The sequence below is a fragment of the Prochlorococcus sp. MIT 0604 genome (assembly GCF_000757845.1).
Taxonomy (GTDB): Bacteria; Cyanobacteriota; Cyanobacteriia; order PCC-6307; family Cyanobiaceae; genus Prochlorococcus_A.
This window is the reverse complement of record NZ_CP007753.1, coordinates 466636-479805: the sequence shown is the minus strand read 5'-3', so window position 1 is coordinate 479805 and position 13170 is coordinate 466636. Positions and strand designations below refer to the sequence as shown.

Annotated in this window: 15 protein-coding genes and 1 pseudogene; 10 read left to right on the top strand and 6 right to left on the bottom strand. The window is 31.4% G+C overall.

Going from position 1 to position 13170, the window contains the following annotated elements:
* Positions 1 to 6: 6 nt before the first annotated feature.
* Positions 7 to 813 (bottom strand): precorrin-6A reductase, encoded by an 807-nt coding sequence (cobK, locus tag EW14_RS02660; protein ID WP_081925724.1) that lies wholly within the window; start codon positions 811 to 813, stop codon positions 7 to 9.
* Positions 814 to 841: 28 nt separating this feature from the next.
* Here cobK and EW14_RS02655 point away from each other — a divergent pair, with 28 nt between their 5' ends.
* A complete protein-coding gene (locus EW14_RS02655; RefSeq protein ID WP_042849961.1) occupies positions 842 to 1267 on the top strand; it encodes a single-stranded DNA-binding protein in 426 nt (141 codons plus the stop codon).
* A gap of 1 nt (position 1268) precedes the next feature.
* Here EW14_RS02655 and EW14_RS02650 read toward each other — a convergent pair whose 3' ends face one another.
* The gene (locus EW14_RS02650) at positions 1269 to 1451 is read right to left on the bottom strand and encodes a hypothetical protein (protein ID WP_042849959.1); all 183 of its coding nucleotides are present in this window, start codon (positions 1449 to 1451) and stop codon (positions 1269 to 1271) included.
* 42 nt (positions 1452 to 1493) lie between these two features.
* Here EW14_RS02650 and EW14_RS02645 point away from each other — a divergent pair, with 42 nt between their 5' ends.
* From EW14_RS02645 to EW14_RS02635, 3 genes are all read left to right on the top strand, one after another.
* The gene (locus tag EW14_RS02645; protein ID WP_042849957.1) at positions 1494 to 2024 is read left to right on the top strand and encodes a DUF2854 domain-containing protein; all 531 of its coding nucleotides are present in this window, start codon (positions 1494 to 1496) and stop codon (positions 2022 to 2024) included.
* Between the two features lie 64 nt (positions 2025 to 2088).
* Entirely contained in the window at positions 2089 to 2940 is an 852-nt protein-coding gene (gene argB / locus EW14_RS02640) for an acetylglutamate kinase (RefSeq protein ID WP_042849955.1), read from the top strand.
* 3 nt (positions 2941 to 2943) lie between these two features.
* A complete protein-coding gene (locus EW14_RS02635; RefSeq protein ID WP_042849954.1) occupies positions 2944 to 4053 on the top strand; it encodes a DUF3153 domain-containing protein in 1110 nt (369 codons plus the stop codon).
* Here EW14_RS02635 and priA read toward each other — a convergent pair whose 3' ends face one another.
* Positions 4054 to 6330 carry a primosomal protein N' gene (gene priA, locus EW14_RS02630; RefSeq protein WP_042849953.1) on the bottom strand — a complete coding sequence of 759 codons (2277 nt, stop codon included), beginning with the start codon at positions 6328 to 6330 and terminating at the stop codon, positions 4054 to 4056.
* A gap of 321 nt (positions 6331 to 6651) precedes the next feature.
* Here priA and rpoD point away from each other — a divergent pair, with 321 nt between their 5' ends.
* A complete protein-coding gene (gene rpoD, locus EW14_RS02625) occupies positions 6652 to 7836 on the top strand; it encodes an RNA polymerase sigma factor RpoD (RefSeq protein ID WP_042849952.1) in 1185 nt (394 codons plus the stop codon).
* Positions 7837 to 7934: 98 nt separating this feature from the next.
* On the top strand, positions 7935 to 8885 hold the full coding sequence (gene hemC / locus EW14_RS02620) for a hydroxymethylbilane synthase (protein WP_042849951.1): 951 nt from the start codon (positions 7935 to 7937) through the stop codon (positions 8883 to 8885).
* A gap of 6 nt (positions 8886 to 8891) precedes the next feature.
* On the opposite strand, the gene EW14_RS02615 is transcribed toward hemC, so the two are convergent.
* Positions 8892 to 9479: an inorganic diphosphatase gene (locus EW14_RS02615; protein WP_025887731.1), complete on the bottom strand. Its 588-nt coding sequence runs from the start codon at positions 9477 to 9479 to the stop codon at positions 8892 to 8894.
* A gap of 63 nt (positions 9480 to 9542) precedes the next feature.
* Positions 9543 to 11048, bottom strand: a complete 1506-nt coding sequence (locus tag EW14_RS02610) for a carboxypeptidase M32 (RefSeq protein WP_042849949.1) — start codon at positions 11046 to 11048, stop codon at positions 9543 to 9545.
* A 108-nt stretch (positions 11049 to 11156) separates the two neighbouring features.
* Here EW14_RS02610 and EW14_RS02605 point away from each other — a divergent pair, with 108 nt between their 5' ends.
* The 3 genes and pseudogenes from EW14_RS02605 to EW14_RS10675 form a co-directional block, all read left to right on the top strand.
* Positions 11157 to 11612: a secondary thiamine-phosphate synthase enzyme YjbQ gene (locus tag EW14_RS02605; RefSeq protein WP_042849948.1), complete on the top strand. Its 456-nt coding sequence runs from the start codon at positions 11157 to 11159 to the stop codon at positions 11610 to 11612.
* Positions 11613 to 11647: 35 nt separating this feature from the next.
* A complete protein-coding gene (locus tag EW14_RS02600) occupies positions 11648 to 11938 on the top strand; it encodes a 4a-hydroxytetrahydrobiopterin dehydratase (protein WP_042849947.1) in 291 nt (96 codons plus the stop codon).
* 29 nt (positions 11939 to 11967) lie between these two features.
* Positions 11968 to 12498, top strand: a pseudogene (locus EW14_RS10675) (GTP-binding protein); the annotation flags it as partial.
* A 63-nt stretch (positions 12499 to 12561) separates the two neighbouring features.
* On the opposite strand, the gene EW14_RS10670 reads toward EW14_RS10675, so the two are convergent.
* The gene (locus tag EW14_RS10670; protein ID WP_369794279.1) at positions 12562 to 12786 is read right to left on the bottom strand and encodes a hypothetical protein; all 225 of its coding nucleotides are present in this window, start codon (positions 12784 to 12786) and stop codon (positions 12562 to 12564) included.
* 72 nt (positions 12787 to 12858) lie between these two features.
* On the opposite strand from EW14_RS10670, the gene EW14_RS10665 reads away from it, so the two are divergent.
* The gene (locus EW14_RS10665) at positions 12859 to 13161 is read left to right on the top strand and encodes a GTP-binding protein (RefSeq protein ID WP_369794278.1); all 303 of its coding nucleotides are present in this window, start codon (positions 12859 to 12861) and stop codon (positions 13159 to 13161) included.
* Positions 13162 to 13170 lie beyond the last annotated feature (9 nt).

The window sequence follows — 13170 nt, the reverse complement described above, 5'->3', positions numbered from 1 at the left end:
AATGAATTAAATATCAATATTTGTTTTAATTATGTGATTTATCAAATTGTGATATTGATTAAAAGAGTAAGAATAATCATTTTTAACTTTAGGCCTTTTAACCAAAAATAACTTCATTTTACTTCCAAAAACTATACTCTCCCAGTTTTTCTGAGAATAACTTCCAGAATCTCTGCATAGAACATAATCTATCTCCCAAAAATCACAAAGTTTTTTTTCTAAAATACTTTCATTATTTTTACTCGGTTCTAGAATCGCTATATTTGAATTTTCGATACATGATCCAAAAGCTTTAGTTATACTCTCATAAGTTGGTAGTACCCTTGTAAATACATTTGCTTTACAATTCATATAATAATTAGCTGTATCGTTAAGGAATCTTGATCCTATTGCCAGAAGAATATTTTTATTTTCTAGATCAACATTATCTATATCCTTTAAATCTTCAATATAAAAAATATTATTAGTGTTATTTATTAGAGATTTCCTCTCAAATAGTAAAAGAGGTATATTTATTTCTTTACATGCATTATTAAGATTTTTAGAAATTATCACAGCAAACGGATGAGTAGCATCGACAACGCATTTGATTTTATTCTTTTTTATGAAATTAATTATTTCATCTTTATTTTTTAATATACCCGTAATGATATGTAACTTTGGATTTTCAATATAAGCTTGCCCTGCTTTATAAGTTAAAACACTTGCAAAAACTGAATAATTAAGTTCAAGAAGCATATTAGCTATTATGGGTCCATCCGAAGTTCCTGATAGGATCCAAACATTTTCGTGGCATTTTTCTTGATTCTGCATCAGTATGTCTTTAATTAAATAGTAAGTAATGAATCATTGTTTAATTCAGGCGGTAATTAATAGCGCTCCCCAAATGAGGTATACCAAAGAGAACCAAACTCCAATTGCAGAAATGATTGTTAATTTTAAAGGATTACGTAGTGAAGATCCAACAAGAGATCTCAAGATCATAGGGTGGGGAAATATTGCCCAAGAAATGGTAGATGAACTAAAGGAGGGGCAAAATATTGTAATTGAGGGACGTCTAAAGATGAATTCTGTAACTAGAAAAGACGGAACAAAAGAAAAGCAACCAGAACTAACAGCTTCAAAGATTCATCAAATATCGCAAGTTGACGTTTTAAATTCTGATCAAAAAGAAAAAAATGAGTCATTTGAAAATAAAGAAACCACCAAAAAATCTAGTTGGGATAGTTCACCTTTAGTACCTGAAGTTGACGAAATACCTTTTTAAATCAAATATCAACATTATTTTCTTGAACACTTATAATTAATTTGCTTATTTTTCTTTCAAGCGCGGCAAGTTCGCTTCTGATTTCTGGCCATTTACCCTTATCAAGATTTTCTAGTATCCATGCTCTATCTTGATCAAGTTTAAAAATTAAATCTCCTTGATTTGCAGTATTAGGATCTTGCATAATACTTGTTAGCCCATTTAAAACTCATTCTACTAAATCAAAATGAAGAAATACTTATCGCCTGGAAACTTAATCGTAACCGCTGGGGGTATATTAGCTTTTATTGGGATGACTGCTTATTTTACAGACTCAGTAAATTTAAGTGTACCTACTTTTTTTTATGGAGTACCTATTTTCCTAATTGGATTAGGCTTAAAGACTTCCGAAATACCTCCTGTAGAATTGTTTGACAAGACAAATTTTGCGACAAATAAATTTAATCGACCAAAAGAATTAACAGCACTAGTTAAAGATGTTACAAGATGGAGGTATGGGATAAAAGCTCATCTTGAATCCTCATTAGAATCTTTAAATTTATGGGACGAGGATAACCCCCCTCAATTAAAAGAAATAGAAGAAATTACAAAGGAAGAAAAAAATGGTCTCAGAATGCGTTTCGAATTAAACGCTGTTCCTCTAGAAAAATGGCTTGAAAAACAAGAAAGATTAAACAGGTTTTTCGTCAAAGGTCTTGAATCAGAATTTATTATCGACGATAATAAAAAAGAATTTGATTTTATTCTCTTTTATTGAATATAGGGATATATTTGTAAAAACCTAATTTCTCAATTCAATCAAGTTTTAATGAATTTTAATAATGAATGATTCTCAAAGAGTATCAATATTAAGCGAAGCACTCCCATATATACAAAGTTTCTCAGGTAGAAAAATTGTTATCAAGTATGGTGGTTCTGTTATGGAAAATGATAATTTAAAAAATGCTTTTTTTAGAGACATCGCACTTTTATCAACCGTTGGGGTTTGTCCGATAGTAATTCATGGAGGTGGGCCAGAGATTAATAATTGGTTAAAGAAATTAGAAATATCTCCTAAATTCGAAAATGGATTAAGAATTACTGATCAAAAAACAATGGAAATTGTCGAGATGGTTCTAATGGGTAGAGTTAACAAACAAATTGTAAAAGGGATTAATAAAACTGGGTCATTAGCTGTGGGGATATCAGGTCTTGATGGCAACTTAATTCAATCTAGAGAACTAGGAGATGGTAGCCATGGGTTGGTGGGAGAGGTTACAAAAATCAATCCTGAAATATTAGATCCTCTTATTTCTAAAGGATACATCCCAATTATTTCTAGCATTGGATCAACCTTAGAGGGAATTTCCCATAACATTAATGCGGATTTTGTTGCTGGAGAAATTGCTGCTGCAATAAATGCAGAAAAACTTATTCTTCTTACTGATACTCAAGGGATTTTAAAAGAAAAAGATAACAAAAATAGTCTTGTTGAAAAAACTAATCTCAAAGAGGCAAGGGATTTTATTGATAAAAGAATTGTGACTGAAGGTATGATTCCAAAGACAGAATGCTGTATAAGAGCTTTAGCCCAAGGAGTCAAAGCAGCTCACATAATTGATGGAAGAATAGAACATTCATTACTTCTTGAGATTTTTACAAATTCAGGAATAGGTACAATGATAGTCGCCTAACCCATGAAAAATTATGAGCAAGTTTTAGAAAAAGTAGAACTTGCTTTAGCTAAAGGGGAGTATCATTATTGTATTGAATTTCTTTTGCCCATAATCGAATCATTTCCTTTATCAAGCAAAGAGGGAGTAAATTTAAGAACAATCTTAATTACTGCTCTATGTGGTATCAATAAAAGGGTGGAGGCTAAAAGTTTTTGTAAAGAACTTCTAAAATCTTACGATAATAAGACGAGAGAAAATGCAAAATATTTGATGGAAGTTATAGACTCTCCTGACATTAAAAAGCCAGAAAATTGGAACGTACAGTTTGAAAGCGACCCATCACTCAATAGAAAATCTCTTAACTCACTGCGCAAAAAAAGAGAAGTATTGAAGAAAAAAAAATTTATTAATGTAACAGAGACACCAACTGGTGAAACAAAACCCTTTCAGAAAGGCTTTTCACTGATCATTTTTTTAATACTATTATTATTAATTCCACTTTTAAGTGGCTGCGTAAAAATTGAGGATACTCTTGATCTTAGTGAACTTGATTCAATAACTAATAATTTAGTGATAGAGAGTAAATACATAAAGAAATTTCCTTGGCAATTAAAATTTGAAGAGAAGATGAAAGATATTTTTCCTGACGCAGAAATTGAACAAGACGAATCAACCTTTTCTTTGAAACATAAAAATCTCAATTTAGAGGATACAAAGCAAGTTCTTATAATCACCCAAAATACAGCTGGAGAGTTAGCGGGAGAATCAACAAATATAAAAATTAATGCTACTCAAAAAAACTTCATTTTTTTTAAAAAATACTTTTACAGGTTAGATTTGGATCTAAATTCTATTAAAGGCATTGATAATTTAGAACTTATTTTCAAAATTATTCACCCTAATAAAGCTATCCTTACCGATAAAAATAATTCAAATTTAGAAATCACAAAAAATCTAATAATTTGGGATTTAAATCAAGGGCAGATAAATAGTCTTGAATTTTCTTTCTGGAGCCTCAACAAACTCTTGATTGGGATATCTATTATTTTAATAATTATAATATTGGCTTATTTATTAAGATTCTATAGATTTAAATTAGGTTCAGATTTACCTCAACTTCCATCAAAGTAATTACAACTCTGCTGGATTAACATCTATTGTTAAGAAAACATTTTTTGGAATAAGTTTCCATAATATTGATCTATCAGGTAAAGGTATCTTTGTTCCTTCAGGACCATGTATTAATATCTGCCATCTAAATTTTTTACCGACTTTAGCTATTAAACTAGGGGCAGGACCAATTAATTTCCAGTTCTTTTTCTCACAAAAACTTAGTAGATATTTTGCTAATTTTATTGCAATTGACTCAGTTAATTCATAATTTTCACCTGATAATTTAAGTAGGCAAATTGTGCAAAATGGAAATAAATTAGCATCCTTTCTCAATCTAGAGTTTTCAATTAAGAATCTTTCATAATCTCTTTTTTGAAGATACGAAATCACCGGGTGGTTAGGTTTATATGTTTGAAAAATTACTTTCCCTTTTTTTTGTGCCCTGCCAGCCCTTCCTGCTACTTGCAAAAATAATTGTAATGATTTTTCTTCTGCTGAAATATCTGGGCGATGAAGCAACCCATCTGCTGCAATCACTACTGAAAGAGTAATATTGGGGATGTCAATACCTTTTGCCAACATCTGAGTACCGACAAGAATATCAGCATCACCTTTAGAAAACTTTGAAAGAATATCTCTATGACCATCCTTTCCTGAAGTTGTATCTCTATCAAAGCGAAGTACTCTTAAGTCAGGAAATTCTTCATTTAAAAACTCTATTACCCTTTGCGTACCTATTCCAAAAGGTTTGAAAGCAGTTGAATGACAATCTGGGCAACGATTGATCAATCTTGATTTATGATCACACCAATGACACCTTAACCATTTTTTTCCTTGTGATCCGAGATGAACTGATAAAGGAATGTCACAGTTGGGGCAATTTATTAAATATCCGCAATTTCTACAACTTAAAAATCCACTATGTCCCCTCCTAGGGATCAAAATTATTGCTTGCTCTTTTTTTAAGCGTAGTTGAGGAAGCAATTGTAATAATTCATTGGAAAAAATTTTCATATTTCCCTTCTTGAACTCATCCCGCATATCAATAATTTTTATTTCAGGAGTCTCATTACTGGATATCCTTTGAATCATTCTTACCAATTTAAAATTCCTTTCAAAAATACACTTTTTCCAAGTCTTCATTGATGGGGTTGCACTCCCAAAAATTAACTTTGCAGAATTCCTTTTTACTATTTCAATAGCAATCTCTCTCGCGTCATAGCAAGGCATAGGACTATCTTGCTTATAAGAAACATCATGTTCTTCATCCATTATTATTAATCCCAGATTTTTGATTGGGAGAAAAACTGCCGACCTTGTACCTATTACTATTAAGGGTTCATTAGCATTAATAATTTTCTTCCAAACTAAAGTTCTATGATCGGGAGAACAATTACTATGATATTCGTAAACGACATTATTAAATCGCTTACTAAACCTATCAATAAGTTGAGGAATTAATCCAATTTCTGGGGCTAGTATCAAACAACTTTTTTTCTTAAGAAATTGATCTTCAGCAATTCTCATATACACTTCTGTTTTACCGGAACCTGTCTCGCCCCAAAGAAGTAATGCATCTCCTGGTTTCATTGTTTGAAATTCTTGAAATGCAATTTTTTGCTCATTTGTAAGATTTGGTTTTTTCGTTGCATTATGATCTTTTACAAAGGAATTTAATTTACTATTTATATTTTTTTTTCTTTTAGATTTAGCAAGATAATTTTTACTGACCATTGAGTTAATTAGAGTGTAATTAAAACCAGACTTTATTAATTCACTTTGCCAATTACCTTTTTTAGATAAAGTATCCATTAAAAAAAATTCTTTTTTGGTTAATCCATTTTTCTTAATATCAAATTCTTTTTTAGTTTCAATCCATATTTGATCTTTTAAACCTTTAGAGAAATTCTTATATTTACCAATCCAGCCAGGAGGAAATGCAGTTTTAAACATTTTTAAATTACTAACCATATAAAAAGAGGCGAGGGAGTCTATCAATTCTCTCCAAGATTCATCAATTATTTTTTTCTGCAAAATACTTTCAACAAACAAATATCTTATGCTTTTTCCTCCAGTAATATTTGATTCATCATTATTGATTGTCGAAAAGTCTTTTTTGGAGATCACCAACCCATTCAATAATCTCCCCCTTAGTCTCACACTTACAATATCTCCAACTTCTGCTCCAAGATTATTTCCATCTAAATAGTAAAAGCTTTCATTACTACTACCTATATCAAGCAAAATTTCCAATTTATAGGAGATATTTAATAACTGATTACTTGCCGGCTTCAAAACTTTTTCTTAGTATTGGATTGTTGAACATTCCACAAAGTGTTTTTTGCACATTGTAAGTATCCTGTTCTTAAGGGAGACATGAAGCTCTGATCATTGACTGAAAATTCAAAAATGATCTGCCTGTCTGAGAAATCCCAAGACTTTTTACTTTAGGTAATCTATAGCACTATTTAAATTTTTCAACAATTTAGAAAACTTTTCTTATTCTCATTTTGTGAAAAAGTTTTTTAAACATTAAGGGAACTTTACTACTAAATGTTCAAATTAGCCCTAAATAAAATTTTATCTAGTTAAATTCACCGTAGAAAGGAGTCAATTATGTGTCCAGTCGCAGCAGAATCAAAGAATTCAAAGCCTAGTTCAAAAAAAAAGATCAATAAAAAAATTAATACAAATTTAGAAACAATAGTTGAAGAAGATAGTAATAAAAATAATCAATCTTTACAGACATCTGCTGAGTTAAACGAAAGCAATATTGAAAATAACAATAATGAATTTAGTGATTCTGAAGAAGAAGATAAAGGGCTCGGGAATGTAAAACTTGGGCCAAAAGGTATCTACACTGAAGATTCAATAAGAGTTTATCTCCAAGAAATTGGAAGAATTAGACTTTTAAGACCAGATGAAGAAATTGAGCTTGCAAGAAAAATTGCTGACTTACTCCAATTAGAAGAGCTAGCAACTCAATATGAGTCAGAAAAAGGACATTTCCCATCTGTAAGAGAATGGGCCGAGTTAATAGATATGCCTCTTCCCAAATTCAGAAGAAGACTTCTCTTAGGGCGGAGAGCTAAAGAAAAAATGGTTCAATCAAATTTAAGATTAGTTGTTTCCATTGCTAAAAAATATATGAACAGAGGTTTATCATTTCAAGATTTAATCCAAGAAGGAAGTTTGGGTCTAATTAGGGCAGCGGAAAAATTTGACCATGAAAAAGGTTATAAGTTCTCTACATATGCAACTTGGTGGATTCGCCAAGCCATTACAAGAGCAATTGCGGATCAAAGTAGAACTATTAGATTGCCAGTTCACTTATACGAGACAATATCCAGAATTAAAAAAACCACAAAAGTTCTTAGCCAAGAATTTGGCAGGAAACCTAGTGAAGAAGAAATCGCTGAGAGTATGGAAATGACAATCGAAAAATTAAGATTTATAGCTAAAAGTGCGCAACTTCCTATTTCTTTAGAAACTCCAATAGGGAAAGAAGAAGACTCAAGACTAGGAGACTTTATAGAGGCTGATATAGAAAATCCAGAGCAAGATGTTTCTAAAACTCTACTAAGAGAAGATTTGGAAGGAGTATTAGCCACTCTTAGTCCAAGAGAAAGAGATGTTCTCAGATTGAGATATGGAATTGATGATGGAAGAATGAAAACTCTTGAAGAAATTGGCCAGATTTTTGATGTGACGAGAGAAAGAATTAGACAAATAGAGGCAAAAGCCCTAAGAAAACTTAGACATCCAAATCGAAATGGGGTTTTAAAAGAATATATAAAATAAAAAAAGTTAAGTATAATAATTAGCTTTTAAAAACTAGCAAAATAATAGCTTAAAATAAATTCGACTTAATTTTTAATTCAAACTCAAAATAATATTTAATGACTAATTTTAAGCTAAAAATAGCTAGTAGAAGAAGTAAGCTAGCAATGGTTCAAACTTTATGGGTTAAAGATCAACTAGAAAGAAATATTCCCAATTTAGAGGTATCTATAGAAGCTATGGCAACTCAAGGTGACAAAATCCTTGATGTAGCCTTAGCAAAAATAGGCGACAAAGGCTTATTTACAAAAGAACTTGAAGCACAAATGCTCGTAGGCCATGCAGATATAGCAGTACATTCTCTAAAAGATTTACCAACCAATTTGCCTAATGGCCTTATATTAGGATGCATTACAAAAAGGGAGGATCCTGCAGATGCTTTAGTAGTAAACAAAAAAAATGACTGTTATAAATTAGAAAACTTACCTGAAGGTTCTATTGTTGGAACAAGCTCCCTAAGAAGACTTGCACAATTAAGAAATAAGTACCCACATCTTGTTTTCAAAGATATCAGGGGAAATGTTATTACAAGAATTGAAAAATTAGATGCAGGAGAATTTGATTGTATAATTCTTGCGGCCGCTGGTTTAAAGAGATTAGGCTTTGAATCAAGAATTCACCAGATTATCCCAAGTGAAGTTTCCCTTCATGCCGTTGGCCAAGGAGCACTAGGCATTGAATGTAAATCTGATGATAAAAAAGTTTTAGAAATTATAAATATCTTAGAAGATAAACCCACCAGTCAAAGATGTCTAGCAGAAAGGGCTTTTTTAAGAGAGCTTGAAGGGGGATGCCAAGTCCCAATAGGTGTGAATAGTAAAATTCAGAATGAACAACTATGCCTTACTGGTATGGTTGCATCTCTTGATGGAGAAAGGCTTATTAAAGATCAATATATTGGCAATATTAATGATCCCGAAGAAGTAGGCAAAGAACTAGCTAAAAAATTAAAGCAGCAAGGTGCCGAAGAAATACTAAGCGAAATATTTGAAAAATTTAGAGAAAAATAAAATTAGTTAATTTACTAATTTAGGATCAATTTCTTTTTTGTATCTCTCTTCACAATCTTTAATCACTTTAACAGCTTCTTCTATCCCAAAAAAACCATTGACAGTACATGTTCCTGGTTTTTTTAGATCTTTGTAGTGCTCCCAATAATACTTTGTTTCTTTTAACCAATGATCTCCAAGGTCTTCATAACTTGAAATATGATCCATTCTTTTATCATCTGCGAGAACCGCTATTACCTTATCATCGACCTCTCCACCATCATCAAATTTCATCACCCCAATAATCCTTGCTTCCACAATAGATCCCGGGATCAATGGCTCAGTTACCCCAACAATTTCTACATCAAGCGGATCTCCATCTTCATCCCATGTCCTTGGAATACATCCATAAGCAAAAGGATACGCAAGTGATGAATAACCTACTCTATCAAGTTTAAGATGGCCCGTTTCTGTAATTAATTCATATTTATTTATGGTATTAGAGTTCAATTCAACAATAGTGTTTATTATTGTATTTGAGCTGTCAGTGAAAGCATTCAGTATGTGCAATAAATTTGGGGTAACCCTGCTTGGGGGCTGATTTAGATTTGCCATCAAGAAATTATTTTTGTTTATCTTACATCCTCACACCTAACCAAATTCTTTAAAAGTAATGTTTCAGCAAAAATCATTTATTTTAGACCTTAAATGATTAATAAAAGATTTTGGCGATAGTTCTTCATTAGTTACAGCTCTTACCAACTCCATACAATTAACTGATCTTCCATATTTATGTATATTATTTTTTAACCAAAAGATGATCTTTTGATATTCACCATTTTCAATTAAGTTGTCAATCAAACCTATGTCTCTTTCCATTTGAGAAGATATTTGCGCACTTATAACATGTCCTAACAAATATGAGGGGAAATATCCAAACGCCCCTTCACTCCAATGAACATCTTGAAGGCAACCTTCTGAATCATTAGATGGTTTAATTCCTAGGAGTTCATCATATCTTTTATTCCATTCTGTTGGAATATCTTCAGCAGGTAACCCTCTTTCAATTAAATCTATTTCAAGTTCAGTTCTTATTAATATGTGTAAGCCATAAGTCAATTCATCCGCTTCAACCCTATTTAATCCCGCTTCCAAATGATTAATAGATTTCCATAGTTCTAAATAATTATCAAGAGAACATCCAGCCGAAACAAATTTGTTAAAAAATCTTTTTGAAAAAGATTTGGATTTAACTATTCTATTTTCCCAAAATAAAGATTGACTTTCATGAATACCCATAGAGGTTGCTTGACCTAAAGGCCAAGCAAACCATTGATGACTTTGAGATGGCAAACCCTGTTCATAAATAGAATGCCCCCACTCATGCGCAGTTGCTAAAAAACTTGATAATGGTTCACCTTCAACAATTCTTGTCGTAATCCTGTAATCATTAGGCCCTAATGTAATCGAAAAAGGATGGGGAGATTTACCAACAACAACTAGATCTTTATCTCTCCCAAACTCATCAAGTAATTGAGAAAATAAATTATGTTGAGATTCTGGACTCAAATCCCAGTGATATTTCTTAGATTTATTAATACCTCTAATCAACTCTGGGAGAATATCTTTCAAAGGCTGAAACATTTTATTCAGCCACTTTAAAGTTAATTCAGGCTCAAAGGGTTGGGCTAAAGTTTCCCATGGTGAATGTTTATCTGATATTTGTTTTGCCTCTTCAATCCGCAATTTAACTAATTCTTCAAAGAAAGGAAGAAAAATTTTAAAATCTGATTTTTCCTTAGCTTCTTGCCAGCTTTCATAACCTTTAGATTTTGCCTTTGCTAGAGACTCAACTAATTTAGGATCTAAATTTCTTTCTCTATTAAATTCCTTCAATAAAATACTAATATTTCTTTCTTTATCTTTTATGAAAAGTTGATTATCGGAATTTCGTTCAATATCTGCTAGTTCATTTTTAGCAGATTGTATTAAATTAGAAAATTGCTCGGAAGAATTTCTTTCATGCAATACTTTTGCAATATAAGTAAGTTGTTCAGACCTCCAAGAAGCACCTTTCTTTGGCATTCCAGTATTCTGATCCCAATAAAGTGTATTTTGGATTGAACCTAATATTTGTGTTTCTTTAAGGTAAGCGCCCAGTTTATTCCAATGAGTTTCAGCCAAAGATTTAAATGGAAATTAAATTTATCTTAAGATAAAAATTTTAATGTCTGCAGTAAAACATGCATCTTTATCCATAATAGGATATTGATTAATCAAGTTTTAACTTATATGGAACAAATATTTTCAAAATTAAAATTCATAACCCATGGCGAGGGTTTTATTGATATCACATATGATTTAAATTTATGTGTTGAAAAAAATAATTTTCATTCCGGAATCTTAAATTTAACTTCACTTCATACAAGTTGTAGTTTAACTATTAATGAGAACGCAGATCCAAATGTACTGAGGGACCTAAAAAAGTATATGCAATCGATAGTTCCCTATGATTCCTACTTAACCTTATCAAAAAATAGAGAAGAAATATCCTATAAACATTATCAAGAGGGGGCTGACGATATGCCAGCACATATTAAAACATCCCTAACAAACACTTGTTTATCTTTGAGTTTTCAAGACGGGGAAATTATACTTGGCACATGGCAAGCAGTTTATTTATGGGAACATCGATTTGATCAAAAGGAAAGAATCATTAACGTACATATAATTGGTGAGAAAAAGTAATATATTTATAATATAAAAGTCAGATTTCTTATCTAATGGAACCCTACATTTTGCAAGATGAAGAATTGAATGAATTAGATGTCAAAATACCTGGCTGGGAAATTAAATCTAAACAAATCCAAAGAGAATTTAACTTCGCTAATTTTATTGAAGCCTTTTCTTTTATGACTAAGGTTGCTTTAATCTGTGAAAAATATAATCATCATCCTAACTGGGAGAATGTTTATGCAAAAGTAATAATTAAATTAAATACACATGATCTAGGAGGTATTACGAATCTGGATCAAACATTAGCTTCGGAAATCAACAAAATTTTCGATCAATAAAAATATAAACTTGTTTTCAAATATTCAAAATGTCTAAAAATTTATTGCCAGTTACCATTATTAGTGGATTTTTAGGTTCTGGCAAAACTACACTTCTAAATCATATTTTAAAAAATCAAGTTGGTATTAAAACAGCTGTTTTAGTCAACGAATTTGGAGAAATCGGAATAGATAATGACTTAATAATAGAAGGCTCAGAAGATATGATCGAATTAAATAATGGATGTATATGTTGCTCTATCAATGGCGAATTATTAAATACCGTATCCAAAGTTTTAGAAAGAGCTGAAAAATTAGACTATTTGATTGTTGAAACAACTGGATTAGCAGATCCATTACCAGTCGCCATGACTTTTGCGGCTGGTGATCTTAGAGAAAAAGTAAGATTAGATTCGATAATCACTGTCATTGATGGAGAAAATTTTGATTTTGAAATTAATAATACAAGTGTCGCCTATTCTCAAATTTTATACGGAGATGTCCTTCTTCTAAATAAATCTGATTTAGTAAATGAAAAACAATTAAAGAAAATAGAGGAGTTTATAAATAAAATAAAAAAAGAACCAAGGATTTTGAGATCAACTAATAGTGAAGTTGCATTACATACAATAATGAGCGTGGGTCTATTTGAGACAGATACTTTTGAAGGCGATAAAAATAAAAAATATGTAGAACAAAATTCTCACGATCACTCTTCTCATTCCCACGATCACTCTTCTCATTCCCACGATCACTCTTCTCATTCCCACGATCACTCTTCTCATTCCCACGATCACTCTTCTCATTCCCACGATCACTCTTCTCATTCCCACGATCACTCTTCTCATTCCCACGATCACTCTTCTCATTCCCACGATCACTCTTCTCATTCCCACGATCACTCTTCTCATTCCCACGATCACTCTTCTCATTCCCACGATTTGATCAATAATATCGAGGGTTTTACCTCAGTTTCTTATGAGACATTTGAACCATTTTCCTTAAGGAAGTTTCAATATTTCTTAGATAATCAAATCTCACAAAATGTATTTAGAGCAAAAGGAATATTATGGTTTATGGAAAGTGAAAGAAAACACATTTTTCACCTATCTGGAAAGCGTTTTTCTCTAGATGATGAGGAATGGACAAAAGAAAAATCTAACAAGATAGTATTAATTGGGAAAAACTTAGATCACCAAACTATTAAAAATCAACTGTCATCATGTAGATTTAATTCAGATTAGAGTTCATAT

Bases quoted from the DNA above. Each gene is read 5' to 3' on its own strand.
- EW14_RS02645 (WP_042849957.1), top strand. From the start codon at position 1,494: ATGAAGAAATACTTATCGCCTGGAAACTTAATCGTAACCGCTGGGGGT.
- EW14_RS02600 (WP_042849947.1), top strand. From the start codon at position 11,648: ATGGAACCCTACATTTTGCAAGATGAAGAATTGAATGAATTAGATGTC.
- EW14_RS02635 (WP_042849954.1), top strand. From the start codon at position 2,944: ATGAAAAATTATGAGCAAGTTTTAGAAAAAGTAGAACTTGCTTTAGCT.
- EW14_RS02650 (WP_042849959.1), bottom strand. From the start codon at position 1,451: ATGCAAGATCCTAATACTGCAAATCAAGGAGATTTAATTTTTAAACTT.
- cobK (WP_081925724.1), bottom strand. From the start codon at position 813: ATGCAGAATCAAGAAAAATGCCACGAAAATGTTTGGATCCTATCAGGA.
- EW14_RS02605 (WP_042849948.1), top strand. From the start codon at position 11,157: ATGGAACAAATATTTTCAAAATTAAAATTCATAACCCATGGCGAGGGT.
- EW14_RS02615 (WP_025887731.1), bottom strand. From the start codon at position 9,479: ATGGCAAATCTAAATCAGCCCCCAAGCAGGGTTACCCCAAATTTATTG.
- EW14_RS10670 (WP_369794279.1), bottom strand. From the start codon at position 12,786: ATGAGAAGAGTGATCGTGGGAATGAGAAGAGTGATCGTGGGAATGAGA.
- rpoD (WP_042849952.1), top strand. From the start codon at position 6,652: ATGTGTCCAGTCGCAGCAGAATCAAAGAATTCAAAGCCTAGTTCAAAA.
- hemC (WP_042849951.1), top strand. From the start codon at position 7,935: ATGACTAATTTTAAGCTAAAAATAGCTAGTAGAAGAAGTAAGCTAGCA.
- argB (WP_042849955.1), top strand. From the start codon at position 2,089: ATGAATGATTCTCAAAGAGTATCAATATTAAGCGAAGCACTCCCATAT.
- EW14_RS02655 (WP_042849961.1), top strand. From the start codon at position 842: ATGAATCATTGTTTAATTCAGGCGGTAATTAATAGCGCTCCCCAAATG.